Origin of the sequence: Mesorhizobium sp. WSM4312, assembly GCF_002294875.1 — a bacterium.
Lineage (GTDB): Bacteria > Pseudomonadota > Alphaproteobacteria > Rhizobiales > Rhizobiaceae > Mesorhizobium.
Genome location: NZ_NSFU01000024.1, coordinates 41,526 through 56,006 on the forward strand (window position 1 = coordinate 41,526; position 14,481 = coordinate 56,006).

The window sequence follows — 14,481 nt, forward strand, 5'->3', positions numbered from 1 at the left end:
CAAAAAGTTAATTTCGGCATGCCGGCATGTAAGCTTTTCATAACCTCAAGTGTCGGAATTTCAGTGCTTTCGGGCCTCAGAACGGCACGTTAAGCTTTCCCGCCTATGGCTTCCCGGCGCATGACCGAAGCTCGCGGCATACCGCAAAGGCGTAGTTTCACCCGGATCGGCACTTTCGTGGCCGAGCGACGGGGGCTGGTGCGCGATTATTTTTCGGCGATCAGCGGCGCCGGCGGGCGGCTGGTGTTTTCGCTGGCCTATTTCATCGCCCTCGCCAACACTTTGTCGATCTCCGAATTCGGCATGTTCGCCACCGCCTCGGCGGCCGGCGTGATGCTGTCGCGGATCCTGGCCTTCGGTTTCATCTCGGCGCTCTACCGCACCGCCACCATCCGCCCCAATCTGATCGGCACCTTCACAGCCGGCTTCCTGCTGCTCGGCGTCGTTTCGCTGCCGTTCCTGGCGTTGGCCTCGTTCGGGGTCTACCTGATGTTCTTTGCCGGCACCGTGCCGCTGTCGGTGTTTTCGGCGATCGTGTTTGCCGAAGCGCTGTTGTGGCGGCCGGTCGAGGTGGCGCTGATCGTCAACAACGGGCTGGGCAAATTCGGGCGCGCCGCGATCCTGGCGATCCTGGCAACGGCACTGCGGGCGCTTGGCGCGGTGCTGTTCATGGTCTCGGCGCAGCACAGCATCTGGGCGTGGTCGTGGTTCTATATCGGCGCCAACGCCGCCTCGCTGCTTCTGGCTTTCGGCTGGTTCTATCCACGCCAAAGACTGCGGCTGCGCATCGAGCTTTATCTCAGGCGGCTTGCCGATTCCATTTACGTCGCCGGCGCGGAAGTGCTGTTCTACCTGCAGTCGGAATTCGACAAGCTGCTGGTGCTGGCGATCGGCGGCCCGCATCTGGCCGGCATCTATGCCATCATCATGCGGCTGGTCGACCTGACCGCGATCCCGATCCGCACCTTCTCGATGATGCTGGTGCAACGCATGATGCGCGCGCCGGACCTGTTGTCGCGGCTGGCGGTCAAGAGCGGCATCGAGGGCGGCGTGTTCGTCGTTTCGACGCTGGCGCTGCTGGCGCTCGGCATCGTGCTGCACTTCTTCCCCAACGCCCTCGGCAGGAACGTCTCCGAGGCCGCGCCGCTGGTGGCGCTGGCAATCTGCGTTCCGGGATTGCGCAATCTGGTCGAATACCAGGCGGAGCTGTTGTTCGCGCGCGGCCAGACGGCGGTGCGGGCGCTCAATCTCGGTTTGCTCGCCGCTCTGAAGGCACTGCTTTTGACCTATGTGCTGACCACCATCGCCGACACGTCGAAGCTGGTACTGTCGCTCAACATGGTCTTCCTGATGCTCTATCTCGCTTCGATGCTGCTGACTTATTCGGCGCTGCGCAGGCCGGCGAAGGCGATCTGAATTCAGGTGAGGCCGGCCTGCAAACAGCGGCTCCCTGCGCTTCCGGTGCTTACGTACTGTAGTACGCTCCGCTCCGGTTCTCGGAAGCCACTGTTTTCGGCTCGTCCTAACCTGAATTCCTGCTCAGGCTAACCCAATCCGATCAAGCGGCGGATGCGGCCGATATCGGTGCCGATGAAGGATTGCATGCCGATCGCCACCTGCTCCGGCGCCATGCCGGCAACGAAGCGGCGAAACTCGTCGTCCGATAACGCCTCTCCCGTCCAGTGGACGCGGCAGAATTCCTCCGAACCGTGGAAGTGGCCGGCGCCGTCCAGCAGATCGTCGACATAGCGGCCATAGATCATGCATTCGGAGAATCTGCGCGCCGAGCCGACCACCTCGACCCAGGCGCGACCATGGACCTTCTCGATCTGGCCGCACATGGCAAGCACGGTGTCGCGGCGCCAGGCGATCAGCGTCGAGATATAATCGTGGGTCGACGTCCGCGACGGGTCGATGCCGAGCGCGGAACCCGCATTGCGCGACCAGACGCGATGCTCGTCGTGACCGTCATCGGCAAGCACGCCGTCGCGGCGGAACAGCCGCGCCTTGCCGTCGCGCCAGAAGGCGGTGCAGTCGAAGGCGTTCAGGAAGGCGACGTCGGAATCGCAGAAGACCAGAACGTCCTCCCTGGCATGCGCCGCAATGGCGATGCGGCGCAGCTGCTGCACGTGCCAGCCGCGCAGCGGTTGCGTTTTCAGGCTGAACCAGACACGTCGGCGGAACAGGCTGAGCGGATCGTCGAAGGCGCGCAGCCAGCGCGGCAGCACGTCGCGCTCGTCGACAACAGTACGCCGGCCAGTCTCCAACTGCCGGAAAAGCGCGACGTCGCGGTGTTCGACCAGGATGTAATGGTGCGCGGCGCCGGAGACATGCCGGTCAAGTGTCTCGCACAACAGGCGGCAGCGCTCGAAATCCGGCGCGTAGCTTGCCGTCACCACCGCCGCCGTCGGCGTCTTCGGCAACAGGCCAGGGTCGACGAGAGCGTCTGGAACGAACCTTTTGTTCAACGGAGCTCTCCGGCCGTTTCGGCGCCATGCGACCATCTCTGCTTGACGACCCGCCACAGGAACACCGGATTGCCGACGACGTAGCGGCGCCAGAGCCGGCCCGGCTCGACCGCCAGCCGGAACAGCCATTCCAGGCGCAGGCGGCGCATCCAGAGCGGCGCGCGCGGCACCGAGCCACTCAGGAAATCCAGCAGAGCGCCGACCGCGACCGGCATCGTGCAGTGGCGTTCGTCGATGTGGCGGGCGATCCACAGTTCCTGGCGGGGCACGCCCATGGCGACCAGCAGCATATCGGGCCGCAGCGTCGCGATCCGGCCGATGATCTCCGGCTCCTGCGCGGCGGAGAAATAGCCGTCATGAATGACCACGAAATTGTGCTGCACGGCAAGGGCCGCCAGCTTGACCGACGCCGCCTCGGCGTTGACACGCGTCGCGCCGAGCAGCCCGACGGTCAGCGGCCGCGTCGAGGCCTGCAAGAAGGCCGGCACGAAGTCGGTGCCGTTGAGATTGTCCGGAAAGGGCGCGCCATAGAGGAGCCGTGCGGCGAGATCGACGCCGATGCCGTCCGGCAGGATGAGGAAATCGTCGAGCGCCTCGGCGAAGGCCGGGTCTGAATGGGCGATGTTGGCATTGTGGGCGTTGAGGAAACTGACCTTGGTGAAGCGCCGCTCGGCGATCAGGCGGGTGAGCAGGGCGATGGCATCGTCCCAACGGATGGCGAGCACGGAGATGCCAAGGATCGTCTTCAAGCTGTCGAGCCCGAATGCGGCGCGGGCGGTGTGCATATTCATGCGAACACCTCCTGCCTGACGGCCCCGAGTTTTTCCAAGCCGAGCCGGATGGCGACGTCCAGCGCCTTGACCTGCTGGTGATGGAACGCGCCGCCATCGACGTCCCGGACGCCGGCGGCCGCAGCCTCCAGGGCCCTGGCGAAGCCGGCCGGATCGTCGGTGACGATGCAATTGTCGGGGCGATGGTCGATGCCGCGCAATGAGCGGCTGGTGGCGACCGAGGGCAGGCCGAGTTCGAAGGTCTCGATGGTCTTCAGCTGCACGCCGCTGCCCGCGGTGCTGATCAGCGGGATGACAGCCGCGCCGCACACGAACGCCCTGGCATCCGGGACACGGCCGACAAACTCGACGCCCGGATGCGTCGAGGTGACGCCTGAGGGCATGTGGCCGGCGATGCGGATGCGAAAACCGGGCCGCAGATGCGGCACCACCTTGCCCAGGAACCAGTCCAGGCCGATGCGGTTCGGCTGCCAGGTCCAGGTGCCGATCAACGCAGCGTCGCAGTCGATCCGGCGCGGGCCGTTGCGGGTTGGCGCCTTGGCGCCGGTCACCAGCGGCAGCACCGCCGATCGGTCAGCGGCAGCGACGCCGAGTGCCGCCCGGTCTTCCTCGGCCAGCGTGAAGACAAAGCGCGCGCGGCGGCAGAGACGCTCTTCCACGACCTTGAGCAGCCTTGCCTCGCGGCGGAACAGCAGGCGCTGGAAGGGGCCGCCGGCAGCAGCCGCGTTCTCCCGCGCCGAGAGATGCTCGACATTGTGGGCGACGAAGACAGAAGGCTTGTCTTCGAAGAGCTTTTCGAAGGCGCCGGCGAACTGGACGGAATTCAGCACATAGCCATCGAACGGCCCGGCCCGCTCGAGAGCGGCCTGCACTTCGCGCTCGGACACCGCACGCAGCTTGACCGAGGCGAAGGTGAGGCCCGACAGCATGGCCTTGCCGACCCAGGCGAGCTTTTGCAGCGCTGAGGCGCTTTCCGTGCGCACGTCGATCGCACCCAGCACCACGGTGTTTTCCGGATCGGCCGCGGCCTTCCCGGGCCAGGTGAAACCGATGACCGTGACGCGCGCGCCGGCGCGCCGCAACGCAGCGATGATCGCAGCATTGGCGATCTCGTAGCCCGAGGCGAGAGCGCCGTCGGGCACGATCGATGTAACGAACAGCAGATGCATCTCACCTATCCTGTGGTGTAGCCGGTAGCAAAGCGCGGTGAACCCTTGATTAAGCGAGCACAATCAACGGCCAAACGCCCCTGCCCGACGGGCCTCTCCGTGCAAGGTGATTAACGAAACCTTATCACCGTGGTGCTACCAGAACGCGACTCACCATGTGGTTGGACACGGATGATCCCTTTGCCATCGGATGGTTCGGTATCGATCGCTGGACGGTCTCCCCGGCTTAACGTGGAGGCTGTCGAAGCGGTCGTCACCTTGCCGACCTTCAAGCGGCCCGAACAGGTGCTGGAAACGCTGGCTTCGCTGCGCGCACAGCGGACCGGCAGGCGCTTTGCCGTCATCGTCATGGAGAACGAAGCCGAGGCGCGGGAAGGCGCCAAGGCGGTGCTGCCGCTGTTCGAGCGCGGCGAGATGCCGGGCATGGTCATCATCGCGCATGAGCGCGGCAATTGCAGCGCCTACAATGCCGGCTGGCAGACGGCGATCCTGCACTTTCCGAACTTCAGGCATCTGCTGGTCATCGACGATGACGAGATCGCCGATCCGCACTGGCTGGAACGCATGTGCACGGCTGCCGAGACGCTCGGCGCCGATATTGTCGGCGGCCCGCAAGTGCCTGTCTTCGCAGACGCTGCCCATGCGAGATGGGCCGACCATCCGGTGTTCGCGCCGCCCTACCGCGAGACGGGACGCGTGCCGGCGCTCTATTCGTCCGGCAATCTTCTGGTCGGCCGTAACGTGCTGATCGCCATGGGGCCGCCCTTCCTCGATCTCAGATTCAACTTCATGGGCGGCGGCGACTCCGACTTTCTCAGCCGGGCGGCGCAGAAGGGCTTTGTGCTCGGCTGGTGTGCCGAGGCCAAGGTTCGCGAGACCGTCCCGGCGCGGCGCGTCGAGGCCAACTGGGTCCGGGCCCGCAGCCTGCGCAACGGCGTGATCTCGACGCTGGTCGAGAAGAAGAAGCGCGCCGGCACGCCGCTGGCCGGCGCCAAGGTGTTGGCGAAAAGCCTGGCGCTGCTGGCCGCTTCGCCGTTTCGCGGCCTGATCCGGCTGGCGCGCACAGGATCGCCGGCGATCGCCATCTACCCCGTCCATGTGGCGCTCGGCCGCGTGCTGGCCGAATTCGGATATGCCAATGAGCAGTATCGCCAGCCCGAGAAAAACTGAGCGCGCGCCGCTCAGCGACGCGTTCACGCGCGACGGCGTGGCGACGGCCATCGCCGCACTTCTGTTCACCGTCATCATGGTGTCCTTCCGCCCGTTCCAGCCCGCAGGCGCCGAACTCACCGGCGACGGCGGCGACATCGTCAACCAGCTCGGCTTCGGTTCGCTCGGCGCCGTTTCGATCTTCTCGCTGATGGCCTTTGCCGATCCGCGCATCGTGCGCTCGCTGTTCAGCCTGTCCTGGGTGCTGATGCTGGGTTTCTTCTTCCTGTCGGTGGTGCTGGCGACCGACCCGCCCTCGGCGATGCGCGCCGCGTCCTTCACCATGATCGGCATCTTGACCATGGCAACGATCCTGGCCCTGCCGCGTGACGCCAAGTCCTTCTCGAAAGTCATCATCTTCACCGCCGTGGTGGTGATGGGCCTTTCCTATGTCGGCCTGATCGTCTTTCCGCTCGAAGCGCTGCACACGGCCGATTCCCAGGAGCCCGAACATGCGGGCCTGTGGCGCGGCGTGTTCACCCACAAGAACATCGCCGGCCCGATCATGGCCTGCTTCAGTTTCGCGGGCCTCTACCTCTATCGGCGCGGGCAACGCTGGTGGGGCGCGGGAATCTTCTGCGCGGCGATGATCTTCATGCTGCACACAGGCTCCAAGACCACCGCCGGCCTGGTGCCGTTCTCGATCCTGATCGTCGTTCTGCCGAGCCTGATTGGCATGCGGCTCGGCACGCCGATCCTGTTTACACTGGCGATCATCGCCACCGCGGTCGGCACGCTGGGCATCGTCTTCCTGCCGCCGGTGAAGCATCTGGCGGCGATCTATTTTCCCGACATGACCTATACCGGCCGCACGACGCTGTGGGAGTTCGCCGGCTCGATGCTGGCGAAGAAACCCTGGACCGGCTACGGCTATGAGAGTTTCTGGGGCACGCCCCTGCTGCTCAACCAGGACCAACCCTTCGACCGGCCGTGGGACATCCGGACCATCGTGCACGGCCATGACGGCTATCTCGACATCGCCGTGTTGATGGGCATCCCCGCCCTTTGCGTGGCGGCCTACACCTTCCTCATCGCGCCACTGCGCGACTACATGCGCATTCCGCTGCGCAAGGAAAATATCTATCTCGGCGACTTCTTCATGATGGTGGTGCTGTTCACCGCGCTTAACGCTTTCCTCGAAAGCTTCTTCTTCCATCGCGGCGACCCGGTCTGGCTGTTCTTCGTGCTCGGCGTGCTTGGCCTGAGGCAAGTGTCGCTGCGGCCGATCCCGGTGCGTGGCTGCCGCCCGGCCTGACAGGGGCTTCCCCAGGGAACCGTGAGCGTCTATGTCAAAGCCTTCCTTCGGAGGGCTTTCGATGACGATCAGGCTTGTTCTCGCCGGCTGTGGCAATATGGGTTACGCCATGCTTTCGGGCTGGCTGAAATCCGGCAAGCTCGCGCCCTCGGCGGTTTTCGTGGTCGAGCCCAATGCGGAGTTGCGCCAGCGCGCTGCGACGCTCGGCTGCGCCACATCAGCGGATGCCAATGAGATTCCAGCCGATGCGGTGCCAGATCTCGTCGTCATCGCGGTAAAACCCCAGGTGATCCGCGACGTCACCGCCGCCTACAAGCGTTTTGGCGACGGGCGGACCACATTCGTCAGCATCGCCGCCGGCACGCCAGTCGCCACCTTCGAGGACATCCTCGGCGGCCGCGCGCCTGTCGTGCGCTGCATGCCCAATACGCCGGCTTCCATCGGCAAGGGCATGATGGTGGTGTTTTCCAACCCGCTCGTCTCCGATGATACCAAGCGCTTTGTCGCCGACCTGCTGTCGGCCAGCGGCGAAGTGACCACCATCGACGACGAGGGCCTGATGGATGCGGTGACCGCCGTGTCGGGATCGGGGCCGGCCTATATTTTCCACTTCATCGAAGCGCTGACCGTGGCCGCCGAGAAGGCGGGGCTGCCTGGTGCAACCGCCAGGCTGCTCGCCATGCAGACGGTCTATGGGGCCGCCTCGCTTGCCGCCGAAAGCCAGGAGGAACCGGGCGTGCTGCGCCAGCAGGTGACCAGCCCCAATGGCACGACGGCAGCGGCGCTTGGCGTGCTGATGGGCGAGGATCGGCTGACCAAGCTGCTGACACAGGCAGTCGAGGCGGCTCGGCTGCGGTCGATCGAACTGGGGAAATAGAGCGCATGTCCGGCTAAGCGAGATCCGTATGTGAGAAGTCGTTGCCTTTGTAGAGCAAAACTGAGCCGTGGCTCTTCGCGCAAGTATAGGACAAGCAATCGGCAAGGTTGACCTGCGCGGGGTGCCCACGTCCCTTTCCGTAGTCTGAAAACGCTTGGATGGCGAGTTTGGCATCGCCGGCGCCGATCGGCACGATTTCGATTTCGGCTTCGCGCAGAAACGCGTCTATCGCCGCTTCCGCAACCAGCGGCTCGATAGCAAGCATGGTGGAAACCCACATCGCTGCTTCAAGCACGACCAGCGCGGAAGTAACCTTGCGTGGTGCTGCGGCGATCCTGTTACTCCATTCGCCGGCATCCGCTTCTGCCGAAAGAATTGCGACGACCACGGAGGTGTCGACGAACATCAGGGATGTCCCCACATGTCGTCGATCTCATCCTGGCTCACAGGCCGGCCGCCGCGGCCGGCTTTGGTCTTAAGGTCATCGGCGATCGCAGCCAGCCGCTTCGCCAGGGGAATGCGTCCGCTTTCCCGTTCCAGTTCCGACTCAAGCGCTTCGATAACCGCTTCGGTCATTGAAATCTTGCGTTTGGCAGCGAGTCGCTGTGCCAGGTCACGCGCACGCGGGTCTCTGATCTGGAGGTTCATTAGTCGATCCTCGGCGACATTTGCCACTACAAGATAGTGCACTGTCATGACGGCGACACAGCGACCTATTTTCCGTACAGCATCTCGTCCTGCAGCCGGCGCAAGGCGAACAGCTTCGTCATCGGGTCGGGCGCGGCGTTGTCGGCGGTCAGCAGTTCGCCCTTCCTGACCGGTTTCAGCACCTTGCCGCCCTCGAGCAGGCCGACCGGTACGGCGCGTTGGGCTCGGGCTTCGCCGACGGTCATGGTCCAGGAACGGTAGCAGGTCTCGCCGATGGCGTCGAAGGTCTCGCCGGCTGCCAAGTCCCGCTTGGCGACCGCGCAGACCTCGGCGACCGGCCTTGGCAGTGGCACCATATCGGGCTTGCCGAAAAGCACGATACGGGCGGCGGTCAGCGGCACTTCCAGTGACGTCAGATGATAGGGTCGGAACAGGCTGTAATAGGGACCGTGGCCGATATGCAGATCGTCCATGCGCTCGATGATGCGCGGATGCGTCGCCTCGACGATGACGAAGACACCGGGCGCCACACCCTTGCCGATGGTGTAGTCGACGACGCCTTTTTTCAACAACAGCCCGCCATCCTCGCGCGGGATCAGCACCTTGACGAGATCGTCGCGGTCGGCCTTCGGGCCATGCATGCCGGGCACATCGGGCACGAGGCCGGTGGCGTTGGCGATGGCGCACATCTCGACCATGGTTTTCGAACCGTCGACGAACTCGACCAGCATGCGCGGGTTCATGTTGCGGCGGATCGCTTCCTCGCGATAGTCGTCGGGCATGGCGTCGTGGTTGAGCGGGTTGTTCTTGCCCTTGCCGGCCGAAACGATGGTCAGGCCGAGGGCGGAGGCGAACTCGATCAATTCCATGCAGCTCGAAGGTTCGTCGCCGGCGCCGACCGAATAGACGACGCCAAGCCGGTCGGCCTGCTGCTTCAGATAGCAGCCGATGGTGACGTCGGCCTCGACATTCATCATCACCAGATGCTTGCCATGCTCCATCGCCATCAGGTCGAAATCGGCGGCGACGCCGGGTTTTCCCGTGGCGTCGATGACGACGTCGATCAGCGGATTGGTGACCAGCATCTCGTTGGAGGTGACGGCGATCTTTCCTGCCTCGATGGCCGCGGTGACTTTCGATGCCGCGTCTGCCTCGACTGCCATCGCCTCGTCGCCATAGGCGATGCGGATGGCGTCACGCGCGGTGTGCGGGCGCCGCGTCGAGACGGCGCAGACCGAAATGCCCGGCATCAGCATGCCTTGCGTGACGAGGTCGGTGCCCATCTCGCCCGAACCGATAACACCGATGCGCACCGGACGACCCTCGGCGGCGCGGCTGGCGAGATCGCGGGCAAGCCCGGTCAAGGCGACATTGGTCATGCGTGAGATGTCCATGGTTCTTGATTTTGGATGCGGCAATAGCAGGGAACCACCCGCTTTTGCCAACGAAACCGTTCTAACCTGGCTTCAGACCACCCTGACGTAGCTCGTCATGCCCGATTTCTGGTGCTCGATAATGTGACAGTGCAGCAGCCAGTCGCCGGGATTGTCGGCGACGAAGCCGAGCTGAACCTTCTCATTGGGCTGGATGAGATAGGTGTCCGAAATCAGCGGCTGCACCGGCCGCGTCGAGGACGACAGCACCTTGAAGCTCATGCCGTGCAGATGCATCGGATGCGATTGCGGCGTTAGGTTCTCCATGTCGATGACATAGCTCTTGCCGAGCTTCAATTCGGCCAGCGGCGCGGTCGGATCGGATGTATCGCCTGGCCACGGCACCTTGTTGATGGCCCAGAAACTGTAGCCGAGCGAACCGCAGATGCCGTCGCTCGGGACGTTTTCCGCCGTGGCGCTGAGCGCCAGCGAAATATGCTGGACGGCGGCGAGGTCCACCTCCGCCACCGGATTGACCTCCAGCGGTGCAACATCGCGAACATCCCGCTTGAGCGACCTGCCCGTCGCGCGCACGGTCGCCAGGATTTTGGGCTTGGTGCCCCTGACATCGCGCAGGCTCACCACCGCGCCCTCCTGATCGGGCATGCGGATGGCGAGCTCCATGCGCTGCCCCGGCCCAAGCAGCAAGGCATCGGGCGAAAAACGCTCAGGTACCGGATTGCCGTCCAGCGCCATCACGATCGCCTCGGCGCCGTCGACGCGAAAGGCATAGATGCGCGTGACATCGGTGATGGCGACGCGCAGCCGCATCAGGCCTCCGGCCGGCGCGTCATAGTGCGGCTGGTCGAGCCAGTTGGCGGTGCGCACCGTGCCGTAAGTACCGGTTTTCGCGGCATCGCGCGGCCGGAACTGGTCGATGAACTGGCCGTCGTCGCCAAGACGCCAGTCGCGCAGATTGAGGACGAATTCGGCGTCGAATTTCGGATCGTTCGGGTTTTCGACAACGATCACGCCGGTCAGGCCGTGGCCCATCTGCTCCAGCGTGTTGCAATGCGGGTGATACCAGAAGGTGCCGGCGTCGGGCGGCGTGAAGGCGTAGTCGAAATGATCGCCGGTGTAGACGTAAGGCTGCACCAGGAAGGGCACGCCATCCATCTTGTTGGGCAGGCGAATGCCGTGCCAGTGGATGGTCGTGGGATCATCGATGGAGTTGACCAGACGCGCCGCGAAGGGTTCGCCCTTCCTCATCCTCAGCACCGGCGGCATTCCGGCATCGCCGTAGGTCAGCACATTGTTGGTCGGGCCGATATCCATCAGCGAGGCCTGGATCTTGGCCGTCTGCAGCACCACCGGTTCCGGGCTCGCGGCGGCGAGGCTGCCAAGCCTGCCGATGGCCGAAAGCCCCACTCCGGTTGCGCCAGCGATGGCGGCCGTTTTCAAGAGCCCGCGGCGTGTCCATCCAGTCATTCAGCGCTCCAACCGCAAAGCCTGGGATTTATCGTCGCCTTGGATCACAGGCGAGCCACCAGTGCAAATGCCGATATTGGCACACCGCGTCTCGCCAATGCCATGGCGACGAGATGGCATCCCCTCGGGAGCGTTCGCCCCCTATTTGAAACTGGCGATGGGCAGGAATTTCACCGCGGAGCCGGTGAAGCGGCGGTGATCCGACGTCTGTCCCCGCGGCTGAAACCCGTCGAGATAGACCTGCTCCGGCGCCGTGCGGATGAAATTGGCTGCAATGATGGGCGCTGCTGCCGCGCCGGTTCCTCCGGGGATGCCGCGTCCCGCCACGGGCGCAATCACGGCGGTGGCCTCGGTATCGAGGCGTGGTTGGACACGATCGGCCTTGGGGCTGGTCCTGACACGATCCTCGGGTTTCGGTGCCGGGACGGCAACCTGCTGAGCGGCCGATCCATCAAGGACGGTATCGGGGTGGTGCATGGCCAGCAATGCAGCGACGGCATCGGCGGATTTGACCGCTTCCGGCTGACGCATCGCGCTTGCCTCATTCCGCGGCCGCCATGTCGGCAACGGGATGTTGAGCGCCACCTTGTCCGGCGCGGCGCTCGCGGCATCCGTCTTGCCCAAGGGCATTTCGGCATTGGCCACCACCGGCTTGGGCGCGGAGAGTTCGGCCCGCGCCGTGGACGCGCTGGCCATCGCCAACGTTGCGTTTTGCGGGGTCGCAATGCTGGCCGTGGCGACGGCGCGCGGGGCGAAGGCGGGCAACGGCACCGCGCTGGGCGCCATGGCCATGACGATCGCTTCCGGCGACTTGCCCTTCTGCTCGGCGAGCGGTTCTTCGGCCGCACCGGCGGAAGCCATCTGGATGTCCGCCCGCTGGGCCTCCTGCGGCGGCACGGTGGCGATGCCTTGCCCCGCGGTCTTGGGTTCAACGGACTTGGCCGGTTTGCGTGGCGCGGGCGCTGCTTCGGCGATATCCTCGGACTCGTCGGCGCCGCGCCCGCCCAGAAGCGTCGCCAGCAGGCCGCGCGACTTGCGCTGGCCGCCATCGGCGCTTGCCAGCTCGATATTGGGCGTGCCGGCGGCCTTGCGCGATTTGTAGGCGGCAAGCGCCTGGTCGTAGCCGGGCAGCGGCCTGCCGTCGCTCGGCACATGCAGTGTGTTGCCGTTCGGGAAGACCCTGGCAAGTTCCTGGCGGCTGATGCCCGGCCAATGCCGCACATTGCCGACATCCATGTGAATGAAAGGCGAGCCGGAGGTGGGATAATAACCGACGCCGCCGCCCTGCATCCTGAGGCCGATGTCGCGCAGCTTTTTCAGCGGCACATCCGGCAGGAAGAAATCCATGGCGCGGCCGACCATGTGCTGGCTCTCCCGGGCCACGCCCTTAGAGCGGCTGCGCAGCATGGCGTTGGTCGCCGGCGAGCGATAGGCGCTGACGACATGAATATAGCCGGTCGAGCCGCTGGCACGATAAGCCTGCCAGACGAGGTCGAGCAGGCGCGGATCCATCCTGGTCGGCTCGTTGCGGCGCCAGTCGCGCAGCATGAAACTGATCTTCTTCAATCCCGCCTGATCGTAGCGCCCGTTGCGCTTGAAGACGATCTCGGCCTTCTCGCCGGTATGCAGATGCTGGATCTTCAAGGCGCGCGTCTCGGCGAACGCACTGGTGACGCACAGGCAAAGCAACGCGACGGCAATGGCCGGCAACCATGTCCAACGATGGGAGGCGTCGGGCGCGTTCTGTTCGCTTTCAGTCACGGTCATGCCTTGCACATGGTTTTTGTTTCGGGCGATTTGACGACTTCGCCGCAAGCGGCTTTCTTTCGAACAGCCCTCACCAGGCACGCGGGCATCCGTCCTTGCCCTGTCGATGAACAGCATCTTGGTTAACGAATCGTGTTCGCGCCGAGACCGAACCTTGCCCCGGAATGACTTCAACCGACCGCTTCAGCGGAACAGATATTTCGAGACTTCCGGATTGCCGCGCCGCCACATGACATTGTCCAGGAAGTAGTGGTGCACGTTGATGAAGATCCAGGCGATGAAGAGGAAGAGCGACGAGCCGAGCACGGCCTTGTTGTAGGGAACCAGGTCGGCCAACGCCATCGGCACCAGCCAGAAACCGAGCGCTCCGAGGATTGCACCGACCAGGATGAAGGCCAGCACCCGCAGCCTGTAGCGTGGTCCGAGAATGGCGAAGACCTTCAACGGTGACTTCTCGACGGCATCCGCGCGGTCGCGCTCGACATTGGTCTGGTAGCGCCAGACCACGGCCAGATACTGCAACGAATGCATCGCCGGCACGACGAGCAGCCAGAGCGGGTTCAGCGTCACGAACAGGATCCAGGCATAGAGGGACACGACGTAGGCGACGACGCCGTTATAGGGCAGCGCGCCACCATGCTTGCGCCAGCGGTTGATGAACATCACGGCGGTTGCCGCCGAGGAGGCGGCGGCGATCGACATGGCGATGGTGATGAGCCATGGCGGCACCGCGAAGGTGTAATAGTCCAGACCCCAGAACTGCCTTTGGGTGATCACCACATTCGTCTGAAGCCAGGCGAACAGCCAGACGGCGTAGCCGTTGAACAGCAACACCTTCTTGTCCTGATCGCTGAAGAATTTGCGCTTCAGCACCGCATCCACCATCAGCATGCCGTAACCCTGCTTGACGTAATGCCAGCCGACGAAAAAGCCCATCGCGTTGGTCGCGTTGCCGAGCAGGCGGGCGTTGCCCGTCAGCGCGCCAAAGGCAAAGAAGGCAATCATCGCCAGCGGCACGACAATGCCCGCGAGAATATAGCGGATCTGGAGGCTCCGGCCGTAACCCTGACCGCGCACCTTGCGCGCGAAATTGCGATAGAAGATCTGGTACGAATGACCGAAATGCGGCTGGTTTATGAGGTGCGAGAGCAAGAACATCGTCAGCGTCACGGTGGCTTCATACCGCAGCGGCAGGAAATACAGGACCGGCAGGATGAAAAGCGCGCTTCCGCCAAGCATGAAGAAGTCGATGAACGGCCCAAAGAGATATTTTTGCGGGGCGGCCGCGACTGAAGTTGGGGTGTCCGCCGAAAGGTGAAGTGCCATGGTGCCTTCTCCCCCTGTGGTGGTCTATTTAGCCATCGACCTGGTTGCTCGGCAAGATGCTCAGTCCCGAACAGGCGGCGTGGCGGAGGACACGTGCTAGATGGGCAGGC

13 protein-coding genes are annotated in these 14,481 nt (G+C 64.3%); 4 read left to right on the plus strand and 9 right to left on the minus strand.

All coding sequences use genetic code 11. The features are described from left to right. Positions 1–120 precede the first annotated feature (120 nt). Entirely contained in the window at positions 121–1,416 is a 1,296-nt protein-coding gene (locus CK228_RS30130; protein WP_095775479.1) for a lipopolysaccharide biosynthesis protein, read from the plus strand. Positions 1,417–1,544: 128 nt separating this feature from the next. On the opposite strand, the gene CK228_RS30135 is transcribed toward CK228_RS30130, so the two are convergent. The 3 genes from CK228_RS30135 to CK228_RS30145 are packed head-to-tail and all read right to left on the minus strand — an operon-like array spanning position 1,545 to position 4,428. Next, positions 1,545–2,468 (minus strand): DUF6492 family protein, encoded by a 924-nt coding sequence (locus tag CK228_RS30135; protein WP_095790176.1) that lies wholly within the window; start codon positions 2,466–2,468, stop codon positions 1,545–1,547. Continuing rightward, positions 2,465–3,259 (minus strand): WecB/TagA/CpsF family glycosyltransferase, encoded by a 795-nt coding sequence (locus tag CK228_RS30140; protein WP_095775477.1) that lies wholly within the window; start codon positions 3,257–3,259, stop codon positions 2,465–2,467. Before CK228_RS30140 ends, CK228_RS30135 begins: the two co-directional genes overlap by 4 nt. Continuing rightward, positions 3,256–4,428, minus strand: coding sequence for a glycosyltransferase family 4 protein (locus CK228_RS30145; protein ID WP_095790177.1), 1,173 nt, complete (start codon positions 4,426–4,428; stop codon positions 3,256–3,258). Before CK228_RS30145 ends, CK228_RS30140 begins: the two co-directional genes overlap by 4 nt. 171 nt (positions 4,429–4,599) lie before the next feature. On the opposite strand from CK228_RS30145, the gene CK228_RS30150 reads away from it, so the two are divergent. The 3 genes from CK228_RS30150 to proC all read left to right on the plus strand — a co-directional run bounded on the left by CK228_RS30150 (position 4,600) and on the right by proC (position 7,769). Continuing rightward, positions 4,600–5,598, plus strand: a complete 999-nt coding sequence (locus CK228_RS30150) for a glycosyltransferase (protein WP_095790178.1) — start codon at positions 4,600–4,602, stop codon at positions 5,596–5,598. Next, entirely contained in the window at positions 5,567–6,892 is a 1,326-nt protein-coding gene (locus tag CK228_RS30155; protein WP_095790179.1) for an O-antigen ligase, read from the plus strand. The genes CK228_RS30150 and CK228_RS30155 overlap by 32 nt, the downstream gene beginning before the upstream one ends. A gap of 61 nt (positions 6,893–6,953) precedes the next feature. Beyond that, complete coding sequence (gene proC / locus CK228_RS30160) at positions 6,954–7,769, plus strand: pyrroline-5-carboxylate reductase (protein ID WP_095775473.1); 816 nt, start codon at positions 6,954–6,956, stop codon at positions 7,767–7,769. 13 nt (positions 7,770–7,782) lie between these two features. Here the strand turns inward: proC and CK228_RS30165 are convergent, their stop codons facing one another. The 6 genes from CK228_RS30165 to CK228_RS30190 all read right to left on the minus strand — a co-directional run bounded on the left by CK228_RS30165 (position 7,783) and on the right by CK228_RS30190 (position 14,371). Further along, a complete protein-coding gene (locus CK228_RS30165) occupies positions 7,783–8,175 on the minus strand; it encodes a type II toxin-antitoxin system VapC family toxin (protein ID WP_095790180.1) in 393 nt (130 codons plus the stop codon). Beyond that, positions 8,175–8,417 (minus strand): type II toxin-antitoxin system VapB family antitoxin, encoded by a 243-nt coding sequence (locus CK228_RS30170; RefSeq protein WP_095790181.1) that lies wholly within the window; start codon positions 8,415–8,417, stop codon positions 8,175–8,177. Before CK228_RS30170 ends, CK228_RS30165 begins: the two co-directional genes overlap by 1 nt. Before the next feature lie 65 nt (positions 8,418–8,482). Further along, positions 8,483–9,796, minus strand: coding sequence for an NAD(P)H-dependent oxidoreductase (locus CK228_RS30175; RefSeq protein WP_095790209.1), 1,314 nt, complete (start codon positions 9,794–9,796; stop codon positions 8,483–8,485). Between the two features lie 87 nt (positions 9,797–9,883). After that, positions 9,884–11,278 carry a multicopper oxidase family protein gene (locus tag CK228_RS30180; protein ID WP_095790182.1) on the minus strand — a complete coding sequence of 465 codons (1,395 nt, stop codon included), beginning with the start codon at positions 11,276–11,278 and terminating at the stop codon, positions 9,884–9,886. A gap of 141 nt (positions 11,279–11,419) precedes the next feature. Then, entirely contained in the window at positions 11,420–13,045 is a 1,626-nt protein-coding gene (locus tag CK228_RS30185) for a DUF882 domain-containing protein (RefSeq protein ID WP_095790183.1), read from the minus strand. Positions 13,046–13,228: 183 nt separating this feature from the next. Next, complete coding sequence (locus tag CK228_RS30190) at positions 13,229–14,371, minus strand: hypothetical protein (protein WP_095790184.1); 1,143 nt, start codon at positions 14,369–14,371, stop codon at positions 13,229–13,231. Positions 14,372–14,481: the final 110 nt, after the last annotated feature.